Annotated in this window: 25 protein-coding genes; 5 read left to right on the forward strand and 20 right to left on the reverse strand. The window is 44.8% G+C overall.

Annotation, left to right across the window (positions count from 1 at the left end; translation table 11 throughout):
- Positions 1 to 990: an ABC transporter substrate-binding protein gene (locus AC4JOV_RS09770; protein ID WP_229937767.1), complete on the reverse strand. Its 990-nt coding sequence runs from the start codon at positions 988 to 990 to the stop codon at positions 1 to 3.
- Positions 991 to 1,434: 444 nt separating this feature from the next.
- Between AC4JOV_RS09770 and acpS the strand changes: the two genes are divergently transcribed.
- Both acpS and AC4JOV_RS09780 read left to right on the forward strand, forming a co-directional pair.
- Positions 1,435 to 1,785 carry a holo-ACP synthase gene (gene acpS / locus AC4JOV_RS09775; protein ID WP_229937766.1) on the forward strand — a complete coding sequence of 117 codons (351 nt, stop codon included), beginning with the start codon at positions 1,435 to 1,437 and terminating at the stop codon, positions 1,783 to 1,785.
- Between the two features lie 25 nt (positions 1,786 to 1,810).
- On the forward strand, positions 1,811 to 2,203 hold the full coding sequence (locus tag AC4JOV_RS09780) for a hypothetical protein (RefSeq protein WP_229937765.1): 393 nt from the start codon (positions 1,811 to 1,813) through the stop codon (positions 2,201 to 2,203).
- A gap of 27 nt (positions 2,204 to 2,230) precedes the next feature.
- Here AC4JOV_RS09780 and AC4JOV_RS09785 read toward each other — a convergent pair whose 3' ends face one another.
- From AC4JOV_RS09785 to AC4JOV_RS09810, 6 genes are all read right to left on the reverse strand, one after another.
- Complete coding sequence (locus AC4JOV_RS09785) at positions 2,231 to 3,217, reverse strand: SAM-dependent methyltransferase (RefSeq protein WP_229937764.1); 987 nt, start codon at positions 3,215 to 3,217, stop codon at positions 2,231 to 2,233.
- On the reverse strand, positions 3,217 to 4,416 hold the full coding sequence (locus AC4JOV_RS09790) for a TolC family protein (RefSeq protein WP_491522144.1): 1,200 nt from the start codon (positions 4,414 to 4,416) through the stop codon (positions 3,217 to 3,219). Before AC4JOV_RS09790 ends, AC4JOV_RS09785 begins: the two co-directional genes overlap by 1 nt.
- Positions 4,416 to 5,606, reverse strand: coding sequence for an aspartate aminotransferase family protein (locus tag AC4JOV_RS09795; protein WP_229937762.1), 1,191 nt, complete (start codon positions 5,604 to 5,606; stop codon positions 4,416 to 4,418). Before AC4JOV_RS09795 ends, AC4JOV_RS09790 begins: the two co-directional genes overlap by 1 nt.
- Positions 5,607 to 5,693: 87 nt before the next feature.
- The gene (locus AC4JOV_RS09800; RefSeq protein ID WP_229937761.1) at positions 5,694 to 7,478 is read right to left on the reverse strand and encodes a molybdopterin-dependent oxidoreductase; all 1,785 of its coding nucleotides are present in this window, start codon (positions 7,476 to 7,478) and stop codon (positions 5,694 to 5,696) included.
- Complete coding sequence (locus tag AC4JOV_RS09805) at positions 7,478 to 8,185, reverse strand: efflux RND transporter periplasmic adaptor subunit (RefSeq protein ID WP_229937760.1); 708 nt, start codon at positions 8,183 to 8,185, stop codon at positions 7,478 to 7,480. Before AC4JOV_RS09805 ends, AC4JOV_RS09800 begins: the two co-directional genes overlap by 1 nt.
- Before the next feature lie 246 nt (positions 8,186 to 8,431).
- Positions 8,432 to 8,782: a DUF3147 family protein gene (locus AC4JOV_RS09810; RefSeq protein ID WP_229937759.1), complete on the reverse strand. Its 351-nt coding sequence runs from the start codon at positions 8,780 to 8,782 to the stop codon at positions 8,432 to 8,434.
- Positions 8,783 to 9,384: 602 nt separating this feature from the next.
- On the opposite strand from AC4JOV_RS09810, the gene AC4JOV_RS09815 reads away from it, so the two are divergent.
- The 3 genes from AC4JOV_RS09815 (at position 9,385) to AC4JOV_RS09825 (ending at position 11,911) form a co-directional block, all read left to right on the forward strand.
- Positions 9,385 to 10,335: a hypothetical protein gene (locus tag AC4JOV_RS09815; RefSeq protein ID WP_229937758.1), complete on the forward strand. Its 951-nt coding sequence runs from the start codon at positions 9,385 to 9,387 to the stop codon at positions 10,333 to 10,335.
- Between the two features lie 124 nt (positions 10,336 to 10,459).
- Positions 10,460 to 11,419 carry a hypothetical protein gene (locus AC4JOV_RS09820; protein ID WP_229937757.1) on the forward strand — a complete coding sequence of 320 codons (960 nt, stop codon included), beginning with the start codon at positions 10,460 to 10,462 and terminating at the stop codon, positions 11,417 to 11,419.
- A 48-nt stretch (positions 11,420 to 11,467) separates the two neighbouring features.
- Positions 11,468 to 11,911, forward strand: a complete 444-nt coding sequence (locus AC4JOV_RS09825; RefSeq protein WP_229937756.1) for a hypothetical protein — start codon at positions 11,468 to 11,470, stop codon at positions 11,909 to 11,911.
- Positions 11,912 to 11,992: 81 nt separating this feature from the next.
- On the opposite strand, the gene AC4JOV_RS09830 is transcribed toward AC4JOV_RS09825, so the two are convergent.
- The 13 genes from AC4JOV_RS09830 to AC4JOV_RS09890 all read right to left on the reverse strand — a co-directional run bounded on the left by AC4JOV_RS09830 (position 11,993) and on the right by AC4JOV_RS09890 (position 19,610).
- Positions 11,993 to 12,691 (reverse strand): hypothetical protein, encoded by a 699-nt coding sequence (locus AC4JOV_RS09830; protein WP_491522145.1) that lies wholly within the window; start codon positions 12,689 to 12,691, stop codon positions 11,993 to 11,995.
- Entirely contained in the window at positions 12,691 to 12,876 is a 186-nt protein-coding gene (locus AC4JOV_RS09835; RefSeq protein WP_229937754.1) for a hypothetical protein, read from the reverse strand. The genes AC4JOV_RS09830 and AC4JOV_RS09835 overlap by 1 nt, the downstream gene beginning before the upstream one ends.
- A gap of 3 nt (positions 12,877 to 12,879) precedes the next feature.
- Positions 12,880 to 13,209: a hypothetical protein gene (locus AC4JOV_RS09840; protein ID WP_229937753.1), complete on the reverse strand. Its 330-nt coding sequence runs from the start codon at positions 13,207 to 13,209 to the stop codon at positions 12,880 to 12,882.
- On the reverse strand, positions 13,206 to 13,484 hold the full coding sequence (locus tag AC4JOV_RS09845) for a hypothetical protein (RefSeq protein WP_229937752.1): 279 nt from the start codon (positions 13,482 to 13,484) through the stop codon (positions 13,206 to 13,208). The genes AC4JOV_RS09840 and AC4JOV_RS09845 overlap by 4 nt, the downstream gene beginning before the upstream one ends.
- Positions 13,444 to 13,704 (reverse strand): hypothetical protein, encoded by a 261-nt coding sequence (locus tag AC4JOV_RS09850; RefSeq protein ID WP_229937751.1) that lies wholly within the window; start codon positions 13,702 to 13,704, stop codon positions 13,444 to 13,446. The genes AC4JOV_RS09845 and AC4JOV_RS09850 overlap by 41 nt, the downstream gene beginning before the upstream one ends.
- Positions 13,705 to 13,924: 220 nt before the next feature.
- Positions 13,925 to 14,311: a hypothetical protein gene (locus AC4JOV_RS09855; protein WP_229937750.1), complete on the reverse strand. Its 387-nt coding sequence runs from the start codon at positions 14,309 to 14,311 to the stop codon at positions 13,925 to 13,927.
- Positions 14,312 to 14,642: 331 nt separating this feature from the next.
- Positions 14,643 to 15,011, reverse strand: coding sequence for a hypothetical protein (locus AC4JOV_RS09860; RefSeq protein WP_229937749.1), 369 nt, complete (start codon positions 15,009 to 15,011; stop codon positions 14,643 to 14,645).
- The gene (locus AC4JOV_RS09865) at positions 15,008 to 15,559 is read right to left on the reverse strand and encodes a hypothetical protein (RefSeq protein ID WP_229937748.1); all 552 of its coding nucleotides are present in this window, start codon (positions 15,557 to 15,559) and stop codon (positions 15,008 to 15,010) included. The genes AC4JOV_RS09860 and AC4JOV_RS09865 overlap by 4 nt, the downstream gene beginning before the upstream one ends.
- Positions 15,519 to 16,712 (reverse strand): reverse transcriptase/maturase family protein, encoded by a 1,194-nt coding sequence (locus AC4JOV_RS09870; RefSeq protein ID WP_229937747.1) that lies wholly within the window; start codon positions 16,710 to 16,712, stop codon positions 15,519 to 15,521. Before AC4JOV_RS09870 ends, AC4JOV_RS09865 begins: the two co-directional genes overlap by 41 nt.
- A gap of 20 nt (positions 16,713 to 16,732) precedes the next feature.
- Entirely contained in the window at positions 16,733 to 17,137 is a 405-nt protein-coding gene (locus tag AC4JOV_RS09875; RefSeq protein ID WP_229937746.1) for a four helix bundle protein, read from the reverse strand.
- A gap of 35 nt (positions 17,138 to 17,172) precedes the next feature.
- Positions 17,173 to 18,567 carry a hypothetical protein gene (locus AC4JOV_RS09880; RefSeq protein WP_229937745.1) on the reverse strand — a complete coding sequence of 465 codons (1,395 nt, stop codon included), beginning with the start codon at positions 18,565 to 18,567 and terminating at the stop codon, positions 17,173 to 17,175.
- 163 nt (positions 18,568 to 18,730) lie between these two features.
- Positions 18,731 to 18,988: a hypothetical protein gene (locus tag AC4JOV_RS09885; protein ID WP_229937744.1), complete on the reverse strand. Its 258-nt coding sequence runs from the start codon at positions 18,986 to 18,988 to the stop codon at positions 18,731 to 18,733.
- A 19-nt stretch (positions 18,989 to 19,007) separates the two neighbouring features.
- Positions 19,008 to 19,610, reverse strand: a complete 603-nt coding sequence (locus AC4JOV_RS09890; RefSeq protein ID WP_229937743.1) for a hypothetical protein — start codon at positions 19,608 to 19,610, stop codon at positions 19,008 to 19,010.
- Position 19,611 lies beyond the last annotated feature (1 nt).

Consider the following 19,611-nt stretch of genomic DNA (forward strand, 5'->3'; position numbering starts at 1 on the left):
CTATTCTTCTCCTAAAATGTGTTGTATGTCTTCATTTACAAGTTCTACATCCAAAAAGAGCTTGTAAAACTTTTTGATCTGAGTATAAATATCTACTTTATATACCTCCGGGTGAAAACGATGTGCCAGCCACTCGATCCCTATAATTCGCATAAACGAAGGTGGTCTGTCAATCCAGTGAAAGGGTTTGTTTGGGACAAGATAGACCCTTTTGTTTTTTACCGCTTCCAGATGTTGCCAAATAGGATTTGAAACAATCTCGTTATATACCAGTCTGTTTTGTGCCACAATCACTTCAGGGCTGTACTCCAGGAGTGTCTCGAATGTAATGCGCTCCAGGCCGCGAAGATTACTCTGCGTACATTGGTGTACATTTGTTCCTCCTGCATAGTTGAGCGCTTCCACATGAAAGGAGGTATTGCATTCGGTTGCAAGACCGTCGACCCCTTCAGCGTAATAGTACCTTGTGGATTCCGTTCCCTTAAGCGCTGTTTTGACATACTCCATCCGCTCTTTTGTATAGGCACTCAGGAGCTCTCCCCTCTCCTTTTCACCCATTGCTTCCGCAGCCAGAAGGATGGAGGGAGCCATGGATTCTATCTTGCGGAACGGAAGCGTAAGCGTAGGGATCTTCGTCTTGGCGATCTGCTTGGAAACCTTTGAATGAATATAATCATCCTCCCATATGAGTATAAGATCAGGACGATACTTTAAGATCGTCTCTACATTCATCCCCGGCGCTGTACTGTGAAACGTGCCGATCACAGGAAGCGACAAAAACGCTTCAGAGAGATAGCTCTTATCCGCATTATTATTAAGATTTTTAGCATCAAAATTCAAACCAACCATCTTCTTCGGGTTGATCGCATACAAAAGATAGTTCATCGGCGGTGACGAACCAAATACTTTTGTGGGCTCTTCTTTGATCGCTTTTGAGTGCAACGATAGACTCAAAGCCAATAAAAGAAGTAAAACTCTTTTACTCAACATGGTATTCCCCTTATGATTTAGTGAAAAAATGTGCAAGAGAGATTCTAGGCTGATCTCTCCTGCACATTTATGGCAAAAGCCGTATAAATTGAATGCTGTATACCCCAAATCCGGTACACTCTTTTGCTCTCTTCTCATCTCATGAGAAAATAACAGCCACTACAAGGTGTAGAGAGCTGCAGGAAAAGCAAAAAAAGGTACAGGATTTTTCAGATTTAGATATAACAGCACGCCTCCCCTTATATATTTATATAAATAACGATATGGAAAACTTCGCTATATATTTATATAAACAACGCATTGTATAAAATTATTCTTAAATTTAATAAATTTCACTTCAATCCTGCATCTAGAACAATCACTAAAAGTGTTCATCTAAGCTCATATACATTCGCCTGTCAGGGGAAGAGGCCTTTATCCTGCAAGATCTGATATAATACACCTATGAAGATAGGCACAGACATTATACAGATAGAGCGTGTACGCAAAATGATCGACAAGTACGGTATCAGGTTTCAAGAGCGTTTTCTCACCGAGAGTGAGATCGACGCATCCAGAAAAATTGAGTCCATTGCAGGACTGTGGGCAGCAAAAGAGGCTATTGCAAAAGCACTGGGATGCGGGATAGGTGCGGAACTTTCCTTTCACGATATGATCATCTACAAAGATCAAAAAGGTGCACCTCACTTTAAACTCTCTCCTCAAGCCCAGGCACGCCACCAGATCAAAAATGCATCGCTCTCTATCAGTCATGATGGCGGCTTTGCTATATCGATTGTCGTCATAGAGGTATAAACGATCAAAAAAACAGGAGAATTAGATGAAAGTGACAACGCTCATACTCTCGGCACTCTTTGTGGCAGGATGCAGCTCAAACCAATCGGAAAATCCCTCTCCCAAAGAGAGAGAAAAAACCCAGACTCAAACGACTCCAAAATATACTGCAGCTCCGCCCAAAAGTACTTTTAAACCAAAAGCGGTACAGGCAGAGAACTATACCTCTGAGTATATGTACCCCTCAAACAGGGTGCAGCCTACCCTCCCTGCCAAAGAAAAAACGGATGAAGAGAACAATGTAGGTGAAACGATGACAAAAGAGGAGTGTATCGCCATGATCGGGGAAGAGAAATATCAAAAATATACCGAGATGTTCTCCGGGGAAACAGGTGCGATCAAACGGTGTACGATACTTAAAGCGATGCAAAATCGTTAGTCCTGATTTTCGCATCCTATAGAAATTTTATTTTTTTAAGTGCACCATTTTAAAACGGTCCCCCATCATCGTAGGGGCGATCAGTGTCTTGATCTTATCCGCCTCTCTGGTATAAACAGCTTTATCTGCCTGCTTTGAGAACATCTCCAGAATATCGATCAATCCGAATCTCACTAAAGCCCTTGCCTGTGTCTCATATGCTTCTTCAGTAAATCCTGCATGAGCAAATGCCTCTATGACATGTCCGAAATTCACATCATAGGTAATATCGTCTTTCTGATAGGACTCGGAAATTTTAAGCTCTTCGTCAAACAGCGGAAAGGTTTCATGCTTTCTGTAGACCCTGACAGAGAAGTCATTCCGGACATACCTCTCTCCATAATCAAAACTGACAAAATCACACTTCTGGATACCTTCACCCATTGCATTTGCAAATGCTTCATATCCTACAGCGATCTCACCCTGTTTTTGATGGTGCTTCTGGGCCCACTGCAACATCTCTTCAGGTGCTTCTTCCCAACTGATCGTATGATTCTCAACGACTGCAAGCTTTTCATCTTTTAACAGTTCACAGGGAAAGGCATCAAAGATCTCATTGGCCACCACAAATGCATACTCCACCTTCACCTCGCTGATATCATCAAAGTGAGTGATCTCTATATCTTCACCGAAACGTTCCCGGATATACTCCAGCTGCGCCTTCTGCACTTCAGGCTGACGCTCGACGATACCAAACTTCAGTGTCTCTACCAACGTAGGGTCACAGGTATAGAGCCATTGGATCATATCACAGAGCAGATAGCCCTGGTGTGCACCTACCTCGATCAGCCATCCGTTACGGTCTGCCTGGCCTTCGCTCAAAAGCTTGAAAAAGTGGTTGGCGATACTGGCACCGAAAAACCTGCTGGTACTTACAGCAGTATAGAAGTCTCCGCCCTTTCCTATCGCTTTGAACTTTTTATAATACCCCTCCTCCCCATAGAGCCACTCATCCATATAGGTACTAAAGCGCATTACTTGGCCATCCTCGCATAGAGCTTCAACAACTCGATCTGTTTATCGATTGCATAGATCTGCTGATCGATCTTTCGGATCTGAAGTGTATTTTGCATCACCTCGGCATCCAGTGTCGTCTTCTCCCCAGCTTTTGCCAGGTTGCTTGTCACCGTATAAAGATTCCGATAGAGTGTTTCATCTTTACGTGCCAATGCGATCTTTCTATCCAGGATATCAAGGTTGTTGACAATCCACTGATACTCCTGATCTACCGTCTTTTGTCGATCCAGCAGTTCAACCTCAGCCTGGAGTTTTGCCACTTTGCTCGCTTCGATATCATCAAATGCGTTGATATCCAGCGGCATACTGACAGAAAAACCGTAATTATAGTACTGCTCTTCAAAACCGCCTTGAGTAAAGAGCGGATTGGCATATGTCGCATCGATAAAGGTCCCCTGCAGAGAAACGGTCGGTAGGTATTTTGCCCATGTCACTTTCTGGTTATGGCGCTTCTCCTCTGCTCTTTTTCTATCTCTCTGCAGTTCCAGATTGGACTCTTTGTAGGTATCTTTGGTCACAAGCTTCAGGGTAGGAAGCTTCAGGCCGTCGGGTTCTCTATCACTCAAGAGTGCAAACTGCTGCTGGTACGCGAGCAGCCCAAGCTCCAGCTCCAGCAGGGTAGTCTCATCCTGGCTTCTTGTAAGCATCGCCTGGTCCAGGAAACTGCTGTCCAGTAACCCGGCATTATAACTGTCACGTTTTTGGCGGATATCGATCTTGTCATTTTTGATCTGATACTTCATCTTCTTTTGCTGCAGTCTGTTTTTATGGATATTAAAAAGTATTGTCACCGCATCAGTGATCATTATCCTTTTTTGCAGCATGATCTCTGCACTGTTGGCTTCACGCAGTGCCTCAGAGTACTTCATTGCATAGTAGATACCGCCCGAACGGAAAATAGGCTGATCGATACTCACCGTGAAGTTCGCACTATCTCTTGTATCGCCATATTGTGTCGAGTAATTTTTACTGTAGCGTACAGTGATGGGATTGATCCAGCTTTTATAGAGCTGGTCACTCTCCAACTCATTGGTTTTCATCTGATAATCAAAGATCATCGATTTGTTGTTGGAGAGTATCTCTCCTAACTCATCTGCATAAGAGAGCATCGATACTCCCACCCCTAGTAACACTGTTCTCATTATGCTCTTTTTCATTACGCTTTTACCTTTTCCAGAGCGGATTCCAGACGTTTAAATCCTTCATCCATCTCTTCTTTTGTGATGGTGATACTCGGCAGGAAACGGACGGTATTACGTCCTGCTTTCAGGATCACCAACCCCTCTTTCATTGCGCCTTTGATCACTGCGCCCTGGATATCGGCAGACTTTGCACGTAGTCCTCTCATCAAACCGATACCCACCTCTTTTTCAAAGAGGTTTGGATAATCTTTGGCGATACCCTGCAGCTTCTCTTCAAAGTAAACCAGGGCTTCGCCCACGGCACCGCTCTCATAATACTCAGAGAGGATCTCACATACAGCCAATCCGGCAGCCGTACTAAGATAGTTTCCGCCAAACGTGCTGCCGTGATCTCCTGGATTCAACACCTCTTTATGCTTGGTCATCACTGCACCGATCGGTACACCGCCGCCAAGTCCTTTAGCCAAAGTGATGATATCCGGTTCGATCCCGTAAAGATTGGATGCCAGGAACTCACCTGTACGGTAGACACCCGTCTGCACCTCATCCACGATCAGCAGAACACCTTTCTCTTTGAGATGGGAAGCGAGTTGTTGGATCTCCTCTTTTTCAAAAGGCTGGACACCGCCCTCTCCCTGGACCAGTTCGATCAGTACGGCTACGGTCTCATCATCGATCGCTCTGTAGACATCTTCGATACTCTTTTCGTAGCTGAAACCCTCCGGGTATGGTGAGAAGTTCGGTGTATGAAAACTCTCCTGTCCTGTTGCCTTCACTGTGGTGATCGTACGTCCGTGAAATGAATGCTCAAGGGTGATGACCTTGTAACGTTTGTTCTCAAACTTCGTCTCACCGTACTTGCGGGCGATCTTGATCGCCCCTTCATTCGCCTCTGCACCGGAGTTAGCAAAAAACACGCCCATATCATATCCGCTGAGCTCCACCATCTTCTGTGCCAGTTTCGCCTGCGGCTCTATCACCTGAAGGTTTGAGATGTGAATGATATTCTTTGCCTGGTTACAGATGGCCTCAACCAGTTTGGGATGGTTATGCCCTACAGAGTTTACCGCGATACCCGAGGCGAAATCGATATAGTCTCTCCCGTTCTCATCATAGAGTGTAGCCCCCACACCCTTTACAAAGTTCGTATAGTCACGAGCATAGGTATGAAGCACATATTTTTTATCTAATTCTTCTAAATTCATTTGGTTTTCCATTGATTAAATATTATCACTATTATAACAAACAGTTTCTATCGTAAATATAATGAAAAGAGTATAAATACGGACTATCTATGCCCGTTCGACTCTCACCTTCACTTCCTGATAACAGGCACTCTCCCCCTCGTCACTGATCACAGATGGTGTCAGATAGTTGATACCGACTGTATTGTTGGTGATCAGGGCCGTGTCACCTCTCAGATACTCGGAGCACTCTACTTCGAAGAGATACTCTCCGTGATCCGAGCTGACTTTTACCTTCTCACCGTCTTTAAAGCCGAGTACAGGGTTGAGCTGCACTTTGTTGCTTCTCAGGAACTGCGTATTGATCGATTTTTTCGACTTTGGCGAAAGGAGCCAAAGGGTCTCATCTTTGGGTTTGTTCTGGCTCTGCTTACGGTACTTGGTAAAGCGCTTGGTATTGACAAAGTCATCGTTAAAGTCCTCGATAAATTCAAACGTATCATCGCCATCTTCTCCGAACCCTTCACTGTACGGCAGCGTCTCATAAGCCGGGCTTACCAGTTCCCCCTCATGCACATCACACTGAGAAAGCCAGGCATTGAGATAGTACTCCTCACTCTCAAGCCCGCTGAAACAAAAGGTATCAAAAAGATACCGGGTAAAGTCATACTCGCTGATTCCGATAGCTGAATCTTTGATCTTCTTCATAGGGGCAACATACTGATGACCGTAACTGAGCCTTACATCCTCTTTTTCATAGAATGTTTTCGCCGGGATAACGATACGGGCCCTTTTTGATGTCTCATTCTCATGCAGACCGAAGTAGATAAGGTTCTCTACCCCCTCCAGCTCTTCTATCACCCTGTTGCTGTCAGGCATAGAAGCAGCGGGGTTTCCTCCCTGTACCAAGACTGTATCAAAGTCACTGAACTCCGTATCTACTTTGCTTACGCGTTTACATGAGGCGTCAAAAGGGTTGGCGAACCCCAGTCTGCTCTCCCCCGGATAACTTACCCCACACCCCTCACGGCCAAACAACCCCAGTACTGCTGCAAGCGAATCAATAGCATGCAGGGTATAGGAACCCGTAGAGTACTTCTGTACACCGGCACCGACCAGAAATACCACCTTTCTGTCACGCAGATAGTTCAGCACACGCCCGAAATCTCCAAGGTCCAGATCGATATACTGTAGGATCGCCTTGATACGGTGCTCCCTGGTATAGTCGTAGAAGTCTGCAAATTCCGGGGCGAACTCCTCCATCCATGCTTTGTTTTCACTATCTTCCATAAAGATAAAACGGGCCAGCATAATGGCGATATAGTAGTCGGTACGCGGAGCAACCTGAAGAAAGATATCTGCTCTCTTTGCGATCTCTGTGCGTACAGGATCGATCACGATCAGCTTTTTTCCTTCAAGGAGTGGCATCAGGTGGGAGTTGGTTACCGTAAGGTTTCTACCCCAGACCACCACCACTTCAGACTTTTCAATCTGCTCAAGGGGAAGTGTCTTGTTGATCCCTCTTCCCTCTTCGATCCCCGCGGCTCCAGCACCGTCACATAAACTTCCTTTTGTCAGGTAGCCGCCGATCTGTTCCATAAAAAGCTCGGTGACCTCCTGCATGACACCTACATTGCCTGAGCCTCTCCAGAGCAGACTCTTATCTGCTTTAAAGGCCTCGGCCACTGCAGCCAACGCCTCCTCCATACTCACCTCTTTACCCTCTATTCTGGGCTTAGTGATTCGCTCCGTCTCATCCATATATCTATTCACTACAGCACACAATGCCCCGTTACCTGCGGGGTGCGTTGCATCCCCTTTTATCTTTCCATTTTCATGGAGGATACTACAGGCATCATAGCAATCAAGTCCGCATGCCGTCTTTTCAGCCATTATCTGAGCTCCACTTTGACGAGTTTGGAGAAAGAGCCCTCCGGAGCATCCAGGTAGATCTCTGCACGATAAGAGGAGATGAACTTCTCATCGGCAACTCTCCAGACCTTATCGACTTTATACTCACTTTTTTTACCGTCAAGATAGACAGATTTTTTTTCGATCCCATCCATCTCCTCCGGGTCCAGGTAGAGTACGAGTTTTGCCCTGCTGGCATCTACTACCTTTGCCAAAGATGAACCCGGCGTTACATAATCACCTTTACGTACCATTATTTCATACAGATACTTATGGTGAAGTACAATGGATTTTTTTTCAATACTGTCTTCAAGCTGGGCAATCTTATACTGCATATCCAGATACTGTGTTTTTGCAGAAGAAAAACTGTAAAAAGCCTCATCTTTTTGGGTTGCTGATGCTGTTTTCAACTTATTGATACGATGAAAATAGGACTCTTTACGTTTTAACGTCTCCTCCAGGATAAGAAGATTTTCATTGGATGTTTTCAAGTTGATCTTATCCAAACGGTCATCCAGATAGATCACACGTTTTTTATCTACTACACTCCCCTCGGCTTCGAGGTCAACATCCATCACCAACGCACTCACCGCAGACTTCAATGTGACGGATTCATAGGGTTCAAGTTTGGCATAGTGTACTTTACCCCACACAAACAGTGGTGTTAACAGTAATAAAAACAGTTTCATAAGGCATCTCTTTTTTGAAATGATTATAGCAAATTTGGATTGAAGCAAGCTGTTGTAGACTGAGAGAGCATGCAGAAGAGACAGCTGTAGATTAAATAGATACCATAATAACTATACGCTCATTAAAAGATAAAAAGAAATCCTTTGGATTCAAGCATAATATCCTTGGTCAAACCTGCAAATTTGACCCGATCAGTGATTTACCTGAAGCTTTTCATATAACATTTCACTTTGTATGCATCCATGCTACAACTTAATCCCGAATTTACCTAACACAAAAATCACACTATAGTAGGCAAGAATTGTCAATAAGATAGAGACAGCCATACTGACATAAAACCCAAATCCTTTTTGGATCATCAAGGGGAAAACCAAAAAAAGTGTCATCGATGGAGCGATCAGCCAGATAATCCTCTGAGAAAACTCAACCGCACTTTTGCTGCTATCCGTATCTATATACATCCATGTCATAGCCAGTATCGACACCAAGGGAATAGCTGCAAGCAGTGCACCCACCAGACTGCTTCTCTTGGCAACCTCAGAGATCGCGACGATAAGAAGTGAGGTAATAATGAGTTTGGTTATATAGTAAGCCATTTTCTTTTCCTTTATCTATAGTAAAACTACTATAGTTATCTTCGCTACTTTACCATATAAATATCTAAAAATAAAATAATGATTGTATTTATCAATGAGTGGTTGTAAAAAGCTTTATTTTTCTACAGTTAACAGGAATGGATAATGAGAATTAAAAAGATAAGGCACGCCGTAAGTTATGTTCACGCATCGTATTTAAGGTGTATATTTAAAATTTTATACACTTTTTATACACATTTAGTATATTTTTAAAAATTATAATGTATTATTGTTAGATGGCGATTGGTACAATTTTAACAAAATAAAGTCTTACAATCGCTGTAAGTACGATAACCGCCCTAAGATACGGGCTTATAGCTGCATCCTCCTAGAAAATTTATCAATGATTTTTCACTCATTTTTACACGATAGTAAAGTTTTTGACAAGTTTTTCGCACACTTTTCGCACAGTAAATAAATACTTTTTTAAAAAAACCCTTGACTTTAAAACCATAATGATGCTATAATCTCATTATGAACATGATGAAAGAGGTGAGAGAGTGGCGACTCTCTCTGTGGTTCGGTTGGTTCCCGAACCTTTATAATACCATAAAGGATTAAAAATGAAAACAAAAGTCACATTCTATCTTTCAAAAAAATTCCAGCTGGAAAGAGCATTCAACGGCCTGAATGCAGAAAAAGAACAAGAAATCGAGATCGAAATAACCGATAAGCGATTATTGGAATTTCTAAAAATTGACGAACACGGCAACGCAACGTTAAAAATTGGTAAGCCGGGGGTCTGTGGTAACAATAATCCAAAAATTGTCCCTGTTAAGCATAGTAAAAAAGAGGTCTACATCGGGGATAGAATAGCAATCTATGCAGATAATAGCGGCATCAAGAAAGTATCGGAGTATAAAGAGTTTATCGGTACTTTCTATGAAACAGATGGCTATATATTTAATGTGATTCCTGATGAAAAGTTTCTAGTTGATCTTTTGATAAAAGAGGATGAGACAGACCTTAGCGAGGCAATCAAAGAAGAGAAAGCAGCACTTGAAAAGATAAACGAACAAACCGAGATAGCGTTTAAAAAGATACAGACGGAAAAGAAAGAAGCAGAAGAACAAAGAAAAAGAGAAAAGAAGGAAAAAGCAGAAAAAGCACTTTTTGAGCAAAAAAATATCGAATGTGAACTCTCTTCTTTTTCAAACAGATTCGGAAGTGAGCTCTTAAAAAGAAGAATGAATGAGGGTTATGAATGGATCGAACTTGCAGAAGAAGAGTTCATCGATTTCGTAAGCGAAAAAATCGGGGAGAGGAGTGATACCGAAGAATGGTATAGTCATGAGCGTGGGGGGAGTGACGATGATTACCCAAGTGCGGAACAACTAAATCTTTTGGATTGTGCAAATACAGAAATTGGAGAGATAAACAAGTTGACAGGGTTTAAGTATATCACAATCACAGCACACACGTCCATCTGGGATGCAGGAGACGAAAACAATACAGTAGAGGTAAAGGGTGTAGAGGTAGGACTACTCGGCAGAAAGTTGTTCTTTGCCGCATAAAATTCCGACTAAACTGCCGAATAGGTAGCTTCCGTATCGGAAGCCTCGAAAGAGGATTTTTAACAAAGGGGTCTAATATGGACATGGACACGATGAAGACTGAAACAATAAGAGGGGGTGTAGCATGAAAACAATAAATGTTGCTGCATTTGACCCGGTAAAATATCCCGATATCGTCTTGTTAAGATACAACGGCGATTCCCTGATGCTATTAGCAGCTCTCACCGAAATACTTGAAAATGTGGATGCGTCCGGCCTGATTTACGGAGGCGCGTCTTATTCGGAATCCGATCTGCTGTCTTTTCTGAAAGCTGATGGATACGAAACCGATCATGTGTTCGCCTTTGCTCTTGATCGCACCAAAGTAGAATCCTTTGACCCGGAGGGGGAAGCATTCAAGGCACACATCATGACTTACCACAATGAAGATGAGCGTCACTTGCCGGAGCGAGATACGGATGCTTTTGCATTCAATCGTAACGTGAGCAGCGAACTCGTAGAAGCTTTTCTTGCCGAAGAGGGTGACGATAACCACTTTTTTCTTTTGCGCCATGTCCAAACGGACAAGGGATTTATCGAACTAAAGAAGGTCTATGAGTCACTTTATGAGAAGCATCACCGGAGACGACTAATAACAAACTATGGATCATTCGTTATTGCCGAAGGGGATCAGGGCATTTCTTTTCCCGATGACGAATACCTGTCTCAACTGCTCACAGATGAGGAGCTTTCACTTTACAAGTTTACGCTTATGACAGAACTGCACGAAACATTAACACGCTATGCCGATTCATGGAGACGCGAATCTGCATTTATACAAATAACAAAAGACCTCCCCGCTGGCGCTTTTGAACGTTTCGGTATCACGGATCACGATATCGACAAAATTTGGAAAGCAAAAAAGATGCACAAGGGTTATTTCATTGCGAGAATTATGCAGGAGAAAAAGCCCAATCCATATCATTGTGACGGTGAGTATGTGACAACGGAAACAGAAGTAAAATTATGGCGCGGATGGCCGGAGTACATGAAAGAAGCGCTGGACTGGACCCGTGAAATGTGCGAACCTGAAGATAGGGGATAGGGGAGTTCCGGGGAATGGGTTATAAAAAAATAGAAAAGGACAAACAACATGAAAAACAGATACTTCGTTAAAACAAAAGAACCTGGAAAGGAGATAGCGAGCCGATACGGTATTCCGTACAGCACTCTAACACGATGGAGCAAAGAGCAGAATGACGGGAGGAGCCAAAAAGGGTACACCTTTGATCGCCTCTCCCTGCTTGCTTCTTTCGAGATCGATGCAGAGGATAAGATAAGGAAGCTATTCTATGAAAAGGAACTCCTTGCACTATGGGGAGCGTTCGCTAAAAGCACACTTCCAAGTGTCGAACTGTTCACACCTGGGGCGATGGAGTGGGGATTTTCTGAATACTGTGAATATGAAAGTATGGAAGCTGCGCAGTTCGGGGATATAGAAGAGCTTAAAAAGTCAGTGACCGATAAGATCAAGCAGCTATGTGCATTTGAGCGGTATGTGCTGCTAGAGTATCTGCACAAAGATAACGCAAATTAAAATTTTATATTATGTGCTACTAGAGGATATATTCGCTATACAATATTGATAATTATATCCATGATTAGAGGCATATAAAAACTACACGACAAGTAACTCTTTAACCCTCACTGCAGTAGCCAACCGCTCTCTCTTTTTACTATCCGGAAGTCCTGGATTGATCTTGTTTGTGATCGTGTTGGTTGACTCTAGTTTGTACATCCCGGTGCGGTGCCAGTGTGCCATTCCGAGCATGATGCTGAGCGTGTAGTTGCTGAGTACTCCCTCGTAGACATCGCCGTTGTCATCGATGAGTCTTATGCCGGTCATCTTCTCTATGTGACGGAGATCCTTTGTGATGTTCTCCCGCCCGGTGCTCTGGAATAGTCCTGCCCCGCGGTATAGCCATCCGTCGCCTTCTTTTGTATTCCCCAGTCTCAAATGAATTGGCCTGTTAATGTCTGCATACCAAATGTTAGCGATCATTCTTTGATTTGACAGGTGCTCCTTAGTACGGCCGTATCGTTTGGCCTGTTGAGGATGATTTCTGAAGTACCGGCTGAGTCGTTTGAGTGCATCTGCTGAGTAGTTCAGATTCTCCCGTACTCTTACTTCCCCATTACTCATCACGCCTGTTTCTGCTACGGCCTGAGCCAGGAACCGGACGCGCCGGATCGGTGTGTCTATCTTGAATGTTATTGCGTACATATCAAGTAGCCTGGACAGCTCTTCGCAAAATACCGTGTCAAGATCGTCTCTGCCGAACACTTTGCGGATCTGTTCTACTGATAGCTGCTGCATCATAGACCCTCGATATGCACTTCTATGAGTGTGCGGCTGTCGTTATTTTTCACTTGCATTATCGTGACGGTATCCCCACCCCACTCGAATGAATCTATGTATTTTTCAAAAGCGGAGATCGCTTCATTCCATAGTCCAATGGATTCAGGCTGGTTACCGTTCTGATATTCTATTTGATACGCCATTACTCACGTACTCCTTGGCATAATGCTAATATCTAAATAGGCTCCATTGCCTAGCTGTATAGAGTATGCTACCCTGCCATGTGGTTTTTCTTCCGGACCGTCTATAATATCTTTACCTAAAAAAGCTACCCCCATTACATCATCCGCATATTTAGCAAGCTTTTCAACTAAAGCCTCTTGAGTATTGGCTTCCTCAATCCAAGGTATTGCAACTAAATCAAAATCCCTTTGTACAGACCCATGAATAGCCAATGAGTATCCGCAAGATTTAGCTATCTCGCATAGCATGGGGTAAAAGGCTACGTATCCTGGTGCATGTGTAGAATCTTTCATTTTTGATACTCCTTGTTGACTCTTTTGTTGATCACAGCGTAATTCGTGCAAATTCTCCGAAGCCTGACGTTGTTCTCTACCAGTTCGATAATGTCTGCATTTTTGAATATGGAGACGTTGTTGTCGATCTGCTTGACCGGTGCGAACGTTCTTGACGATGGTAGCTTATATGTCGGAAGTGTCGGGTATTTGCAGACAGGTTCCGGACACTTCGGCACGGGCTGCCCGCATCCACTAAGTATGAAGATTGCCGATATCGATAATAGTAGTCTCATTGTGCTCTCCTATGCCATCTATGAATCCGTCAAGACCCGTTTTTATCACGTTAGCTTTACATTCATTAAGTTCATACCCTGTAATATAAAGCTCTCTTTGCAACTGCGATTTTTCTTTTTCTAATGTCGAAATCGGTAGATAGTGATTGTAATAGTAAAGTCCACCAAATATAACTCCAATAGCTACGTAAAACACATATTTTATGTTTGTTAAACCCATATTCGCTCTCCTCGCTGCTTCATTGCCCCCCTAAACGTCACATACACGGCAGAAACACAGAATATGATTGCCGACCCGGTTGGACATATCTCGTGCATAAACAGGGAGACAGTTCCAGAGCATAACATGACAAATACACTCATGCTGTGCTCCCACATACGCACAAACAAGCTCAATCCGAATAGCGATCCTATGACTACCTGCATTATTGCTAACTCGTTCATTTTTTGCCCCTTAAGCTGTTCGCCTTGCCAGACACCCATGCATCCATAAGTACGACGATGGATAGCGTAGCAATAACCCCTGCTAGCCCCTTGAACGCACAGTAGTCCCATACTGTATGCCCCGCATACGCATAGGCGGCAGGATATGCAAATACTCCGACAACGATGTATCTAAGGGCCTTAGAAAGCATCTGCATCATTGACTCAGAGCGATTAATGTGATACTCATTGTGAGCGAATGCAATCACGCTGACAATGAACCCAAACACATACAGTATGACTTCCTGTTCTGATACTCCGAAGTGTTGTGAGGATGCTATCCCCCCACTGCTTACAGCCAGAGCGGTATTGACCGCTTTTGTGGATACCGCGTCTTTTATCATGTCTCTCCCCTATCTATAGATTTTATACAGTGCCGATCCTCACGAAAAGCCCAGCTCAGCACTCTGCAAAACAACACTCGGATACTCAGGTCACCTTTCGCACCGTCCTCCAAGTGTAGCCCGTTCTCACCGCTCACGGTTTGATCCGGATCACCACCAGACTTTGCGTTTGAGTACTGGTCACGTGCTACGGACAGGTTATACCAGTACTCAGCGTACCGCCCGGACCGGTACGCTCTCCAAATTGCACGAGGCATCATCACCGCGTCATACACGGCGAAGGCGATAATCGATGCCATATATAAAAATAAATTCCCCATCTCGTACCGCCTTAGCTATAGAAGCTGAACTTTATAAGCCCGGCAGCATATATAAAGTACGACACCGCTGTACCACCGAACCACATCCAAAATGCATCAAATAGCGCTTGCATTTTCGTATTTCTGCCGCCGAGAAAAGCTCTCTGCACAAACTCCACAAACCCTGCAGCGAAGATCATGTATAGAGATAGTCCTATAAAGCTGAACTCTCTCTGCCCCAACAGTAAAGCAATAGCGACAAAGAGAAGCAGCGCTTCAACACCTAAGACGATATGCACATACTTCCCGTCTTCTCCGTGTCTCCATTTTCGCATCGGTGCTGTAATACTGCTATGCCAGTCAACGATCCTTTTTAATACTCTTGCAATAGCCTGGATCATAACCCCACCTCCGTAAGCTCTCCAAGATATTTGTCCCTCACGATCGTATTGATCTTCGACACTCTCTCGAACATTTTGTGCATCACAACGTCCATATCATCGAAATCTCCGCGCATCGTCACCTCTCCTGCATCTACCGCATCGAGGAATGCCTTGTTACGTGCCATGAACTCCTCTTTCTTTGCCGGGTCGATCGGGTTGGTCCCCCATGCGTCACCGGCAAAACGTGAAGCGAGCACAAGCGTGAACTCTATCATCTTCATAGCATCTGCCATCAAGTCGTAGATGTCGCCAACATCATGCTCGATATGAAGTCTTGCATAGCTCTTCTGTGCGAGGACAAACTGCTGTTTTCTCAGCTCAACCTTTTCTGTATCAGACAACGATACGATCGTAGCCTGCAGTCTCTCATCCTGCGATACCTCCTCGGGTAGATACGCATAGTCCCATCCGGCGATATTACCAAGATACCTCGCGCCTTCTCCTGCGATGTCAAGTGACAGCCCGCTATGCGAACCTTCTGTATACTTTTTGTATTTGTAGATCATTTTTCTTCCTTTCAAGTTGTTGTATAAAATATCCGAATGTCGCCGTGCGCTTTGCATTGCCTACTATGGACATCAAGCTCTCTACTTTTACACGCTTTAGGGCTTTTGAAAAGTTATAAAGGCTTCTCTTTCTCAGAAACCTTGTACTCCTCCAAGTCCTAAAACCTACAAAATTCACACCTCTTTTTATCTTTTGTATCTTCCATTTTGAAAGCACAAGTTTCAGCCTCTCTTTAAGCCACGACACGATCTTCTTCAGCACGTCCTTCGCCTCTTCTCTGGATGATAACCCGGTAAGTACGCTGTCATCTACATACCGCACATAGTGCTTGATCTTGAGATGACGCTTGATCCAGTGGTCAAACTGATCCAGGTACACAAGTCCAAAAAACTGGCTGAGGAGGCTTCCTATGTGGAGGCCCTTGTCTCCATGTCCTACAAAACTCATCACAAGATCAAGCACCCTTGGATCATATATCTTTTTTGCCATCTGATTTCTCAAGACAGCATGATCTATGCTGTAGTAGTACTTGCGTATATCGATCTGCAAGAAATACTCCTCCCCGCTGCACTGTCGCATCTGCTCCTGAAGTTTATCAGCGGCCCGATGCGTGCCTTTTCCTATCCTGCATCCGTAGCTGTCATGGATGAAGCCACGGTCAAACATAGGGTATATGAGCATATAGATGGCATGCTGCACAACGCTGTCACGAAATGCCGGTGCCGCGATCTCTCTCTGCTTTGGCTCATAGATCGTAAATGTTTTTGGCTCCTGTGGATGATAGGTGCCGGAGAGTATCTCATCTCTAAGAGCTATGAGCTCTTGCGCTATGTTGTTTTCAAAGTCATGAATGCTTTTTTTGAACCGTTTTCCTTTGCTTGCATTTTTAAACGCAATGTAGAGCAGGTCCATATCCGCTATCTGTTCAAGTGTGACATGAGAATATGAAGTAGTCTCATTGTCTGCATATTTCGCCGAAGCAGGGGTAGAAATCCCTATATTTCCAGTCTCTACCTCAGTAGTGTCAGGTGAGGAAAGATAGTCGCCGCCACGGAAACCCGTATTGTTGTTGGAGTTCGTGCGGTTGTTGTTGAAGTTACGCGCGGAAAGCCCGGCATTCCCACCATTGTTCCAGTTGCCACAAGATTGCATTGTGATGACTACCCCTATGTTTATTTTTGTTTGAGTTTTTCAAACTCTGATTTGATCCAGCCGCCGATCATGGCGCCAACCTCATTGACAAGAAGGTTGAGGGCCATATATCTACGGCTCTCTTCGTTTTCATCTCGCTTTGCTTTTTCATTGTGATATTTGAAATACCCAAGTTCATAAGCAAGCTTCAACATCATCCTGAGCTGCTGATGCTTGATATCAAGCTCTGTCAGACTTGTCTTTTTGTGGTATCTCTTCTCACCCTCTACTATCAAATTGTATACGTCATACATCACCCTCCTGATCTCTTGGCTCAACCCGTACTTCTCATGCCGTGGGAAGTGATTCAGATTGACATTTGCCAACTTGATGAGATCCGTCATCTTGTTCAGGATCACCGCTTCGCTATATCGTGTCGCACTCATTCCGTTCGCTCCCGCTCACTGCACAAAGCGACACGCTACGCGTAGGCGCCGCCACGGAAACCCGCCCCGTAGCTGGAGTACGCGCGGTAGTAGTAGAAGCTACGCGCGGAAAGCCCGGCATCCCCACCATAGTTCCAGTAGCCACAAGAGGGCACAAACATGTTTTGTCTGTTGTACTTATAGATGCCGTCATTCCCGAAGAGATTCGATCCTCCTAGTGCATCTATGTTTTTCGGCAGGATACCGCATAGGTCTCTTCCTTGTCCACTGGTCGCATTGTCAAGTACGGCGTTCGCACCGTTGCCCCAGTACACCCATGATCCTGCCGTGCTACCGAGCGGGATAGGTGCTGATACGAGATCATATTTGTCGGCTATATTGACTTCGGTTCCCCAGATACTCGTAGCTGTATCGAAATCGCCTGTGAGATCAGCCAGCGCTACAGACTGTTTAAGCACGTATATAGTGTCCTCAAGTATCTGAGTCGATGCAGTGGCACTTGTACCGAAGTTCGTGATACCGATGTCCACTTCCCACACACCGCCGTTTAGATCGACGACACCGTTCGCGCATCCATTGTGTGTCGTCTTGGCAAACTCTCCCGCAGAACCGGTCTTCGGCTTGCCCGCTGCACCTGCATCACCTGCTGTCTCATAGACAACACTACTGTCCACACTGTCTGATAGGCTTCCGTTGTTACAACCTTTCGGGAAGTTCTTCACTCCGGTCGCGTCATACCATGCGCACTCAGTGGTACTCGTAGCCGCTTGCCCGTGAGCGATGGATGCGATCAGCAGCCAAGCCTTCATGAAGCTTGTACTTACGTTCCATCCGGCACCTCTGGCGCGACACAGTGTCACAGCGTCATGCAGTTGCCCGACACAGTCAGTCATGCCGCTTGAGTTCGTATAGTTAGCGTCCGTCGTCAATGAGATCGGGATACCGTTCTTCACGGATACCGCTACATTGGCATCGGTAGCTTTCTTAGAAGCCGTGTATTTATCGATGAAGAACCCATCCATCATGTTGCCACCGTCGATGAACGCTCTGTGCAGCACATACCCCGCAGCATTCGCCTCCGCTTCATCGGCAAACGCATACGCAGGCTCGATATCGATCGCATTCGCCCCATACTCCGCATATCGAGGGCTGTCAACATGCCCGATCCTATACCACTTTCGCGGTGCGAAGCATACGATCGAACCGTCTGTGTGTATGTAGTTGCCGAAGTCATCATGCCCAGTCATGTTCGTACCGGCCATAGCCGCAAGCCCCAGCACCGCATAAGGCACCGTCGCAGGACACGGCTCGATAGAGAAGCCGAGTTCGCCCTGTAGTATTGCCGTAGGCAATTTATCCTGTTTTTTATTTATCTCTGCTATGATTTCATTGAACTGATAGGTTTTACCAGGTTCACATACTAATGACATCTTTTCTCCTTTATTTATTCACAAGTGATGATCGCATCACACGCTATTCTGTCTTGACATGACAGCTCTGTGTTCGATGTGAGTTCGTAGAAAATCACACCGCCGGAAAATGATGTGAAACCGCTTAAGCCTCTGTTTATAAAGATTCTAAATGGGTTGAACATCATGACGCTGGCTCCCATAGCCCCATCTCTGCTGATTCAAACGTGACAGTCATCGCCCACACATACCCTTCGATGTCCTTATCACTTATTCCGTTTAACGGATGTATCCGGAAGTCATATTTAGCATCTGCTTCAGGCTGTACGTCAGTATCCGTAACGACAATAAGAACATCGTCTCCTGAGAGGTTCTGGATCAAAAATCTCAGCTTGTTCGTGTTTATCCTTCTAAATTCTGTTTTTACTATCTCTTTTCTCATCTCTATCCTTTCATGTTGATTAGGTACACACGAGTGTGTCTGCTATCCTGTTGTCTTCGAGATCCTTGATCCTTGTGAGAAGTTCAAGTATCACAGCATTGACATCTTCTCCGTCCAGATCAACAGCACTGCTATCAAACGCTACGATACTGCTTGATATCTTGCCATCCCCGTCCGGGTCATACACGTCCCTACGCATGTCCCCGGTACCATCATCGGTAGGGAACCCCCACTCCACTGTACCGTCAGGCATCTTGCGGAGGTATACAGGGTAGTCGAATGTATCATGCGGGAGTTCGAAGTCTGGGATGGTGCCGTCAAGCTCATGGATATCTACCGGATTGAGCAGCCCATCGATGAATACAAAGAATGGGATGATATTTTTCGCTACGACCATGTATTTCGTCGGCTTTGACAGAGACGTGTTCGCGTATAGGTCAACGCTAAATTGACCTGTTTCACCATCCGGAGTGACCGATACTGCCGTGACGACCGCATCTCCATCTATAGTAGTAGCAGAGGTTTTGCGCCCAAACTTGTCTACAAGGAGAAAGTCAACAGCATCGATGTAAGGCGTGCCGTCTACTTTTACCAGCTTTCCGTTTACTGTGATCATGCTCATT

Source organism: Sulfurovum sp. MH2-6 (genome assembly GCF_058374785.1).

Bases quoted from the DNA above. Each gene is read 5' to 3' on its own strand.
- AC4JOV_RS09780 (WP_229937765.1), top strand. From the start codon at position 1,811: ATGAAAGTGACAACGCTCATACTCTCGGCACTCTTTGTGGCAGGATGC.
- AC4JOV_RS09800 (WP_229937761.1), bottom strand. From the start codon at position 7,478: ATGGCTGAAAAGACGGCATGCGGACTTGATTGCTATGATGCCTGTAGT.
- AC4JOV_RS09850 (WP_229937751.1), bottom strand. From the start codon at position 13,704: ATGGGTTTAACAAACATAAAATATGTGTTTTACGTAGCTATTGGAGTT.
- AC4JOV_RS09815 (WP_229937758.1), top strand. From the start codon at position 9,385: ATGAAAACAAAAGTCACATTCTATCTTTCAAAAAAATTCCAGCTGGAA.
- AC4JOV_RS09870 (WP_229937747.1), bottom strand. From the start codon at position 16,712: ATGCAATCTTGTGGCAACTGGAACAATGGTGGGAATGCCGGGCTTTCC.
- AC4JOV_RS09845 (WP_229937752.1), bottom strand. From the start codon at position 13,484: ATGAGACTACTATTATCGATATCGGCAATCTTCATACTTAGTGGATGC.
- AC4JOV_RS09865 (WP_229937748.1), bottom strand. From the start codon at position 15,559: ATGATCTACAAATACAAAAAGTATACAGAAGGTTCGCATAGCGGGCTG.
- acpS (WP_229937766.1), top strand. From the start codon at position 1,435: ATGAAGATAGGCACAGACATTATACAGATAGAGCGTGTACGCAAAATG.
- AC4JOV_RS09855 (WP_229937750.1), bottom strand. From the start codon at position 14,311: ATGATAAAAGACGCGGTATCCACAAAAGCGGTCAATACCGCTCTGGCT.
- AC4JOV_RS09840 (WP_229937753.1), bottom strand. From the start codon at position 13,209: ATGAAAGATTCTACACATGCACCAGGATACGTAGCCTTTTACCCCATG.
- AC4JOV_RS09820 (WP_229937757.1), top strand. From the start codon at position 10,460: ATGAAAACAATAAATGTTGCTGCATTTGACCCGGTAAAATATCCCGAT.
- AC4JOV_RS09790 (WP_491522144.1), bottom strand. From the start codon at position 4,416: ATGAAAAAGAGCATAATGAGAACAGTGTTACTAGGGGTGGGAGTATCG.
- AC4JOV_RS09830 (WP_491522145.1), bottom strand. From the start codon at position 12,691: ATGCAGCAGCTATCAGTAGAACAGATCCGCAAAGTGTTCGGCAGAGAC.
- AC4JOV_RS09795 (WP_229937762.1), bottom strand. From the start codon at position 5,606: ATGAATTTAGAAGAATTAGATAAAAAATATGTGCTTCATACCTATGCT.
- AC4JOV_RS09875 (WP_229937746.1), bottom strand. From the start codon at position 17,137: ATGAGTGCGACACGATATAGCGAAGCGGTGATCCTGAACAAGATGACG.
- AC4JOV_RS09860 (WP_229937749.1), bottom strand. From the start codon at position 15,011: ATGATCCAGGCTATTGCAAGAGTATTAAAAAGGATCGTTGACTGGCAT.
- AC4JOV_RS09825 (WP_229937756.1), top strand. From the start codon at position 11,468: ATGAAAAACAGATACTTCGTTAAAACAAAAGAACCTGGAAAGGAGATA.
- AC4JOV_RS09880 (WP_229937745.1), bottom strand. From the start codon at position 18,567: ATGTCATTAGTATGTGAACCTGGTAAAACCTATCAGTTCAATGAAATC.
- AC4JOV_RS09885 (WP_229937744.1), bottom strand. From the start codon at position 18,988: ATGAGAAAAGAGATAGTAAAAACAGAATTTAGAAGGATAAACACGAAC.
- AC4JOV_RS09890 (WP_229937743.1), bottom strand. From the start codon at position 19,610: ATGAGCATGATCACAGTAAACGGAAAGCTGGTAAAAGTAGACGGCACG.
- AC4JOV_RS09770 (WP_229937767.1), bottom strand. From the start codon at position 990: ATGTTGAGTAAAAGAGTTTTACTTCTTTTATTGGCTTTGAGTCTATCG.
- AC4JOV_RS09835 (WP_229937754.1), bottom strand. From the start codon at position 12,876: ATGGCGTATCAAATAGAATATCAGAACGGTAACCAGCCTGAATCCATT.
- AC4JOV_RS09785 (WP_229937764.1), bottom strand. From the start codon at position 3,217: ATGCGCTTTAGTACCTATATGGATGAGTGGCTCTATGGGGAGGAGGGG.
- AC4JOV_RS09810 (WP_229937759.1), bottom strand. From the start codon at position 8,782: ATGGCTTACTATATAACCAAACTCATTATTACCTCACTTCTTATCGTC.
- AC4JOV_RS09805 (WP_229937760.1), bottom strand. From the start codon at position 8,185: ATGAAACTGTTTTTATTACTGTTAACACCACTGTTTGTGTGGGGTAAA.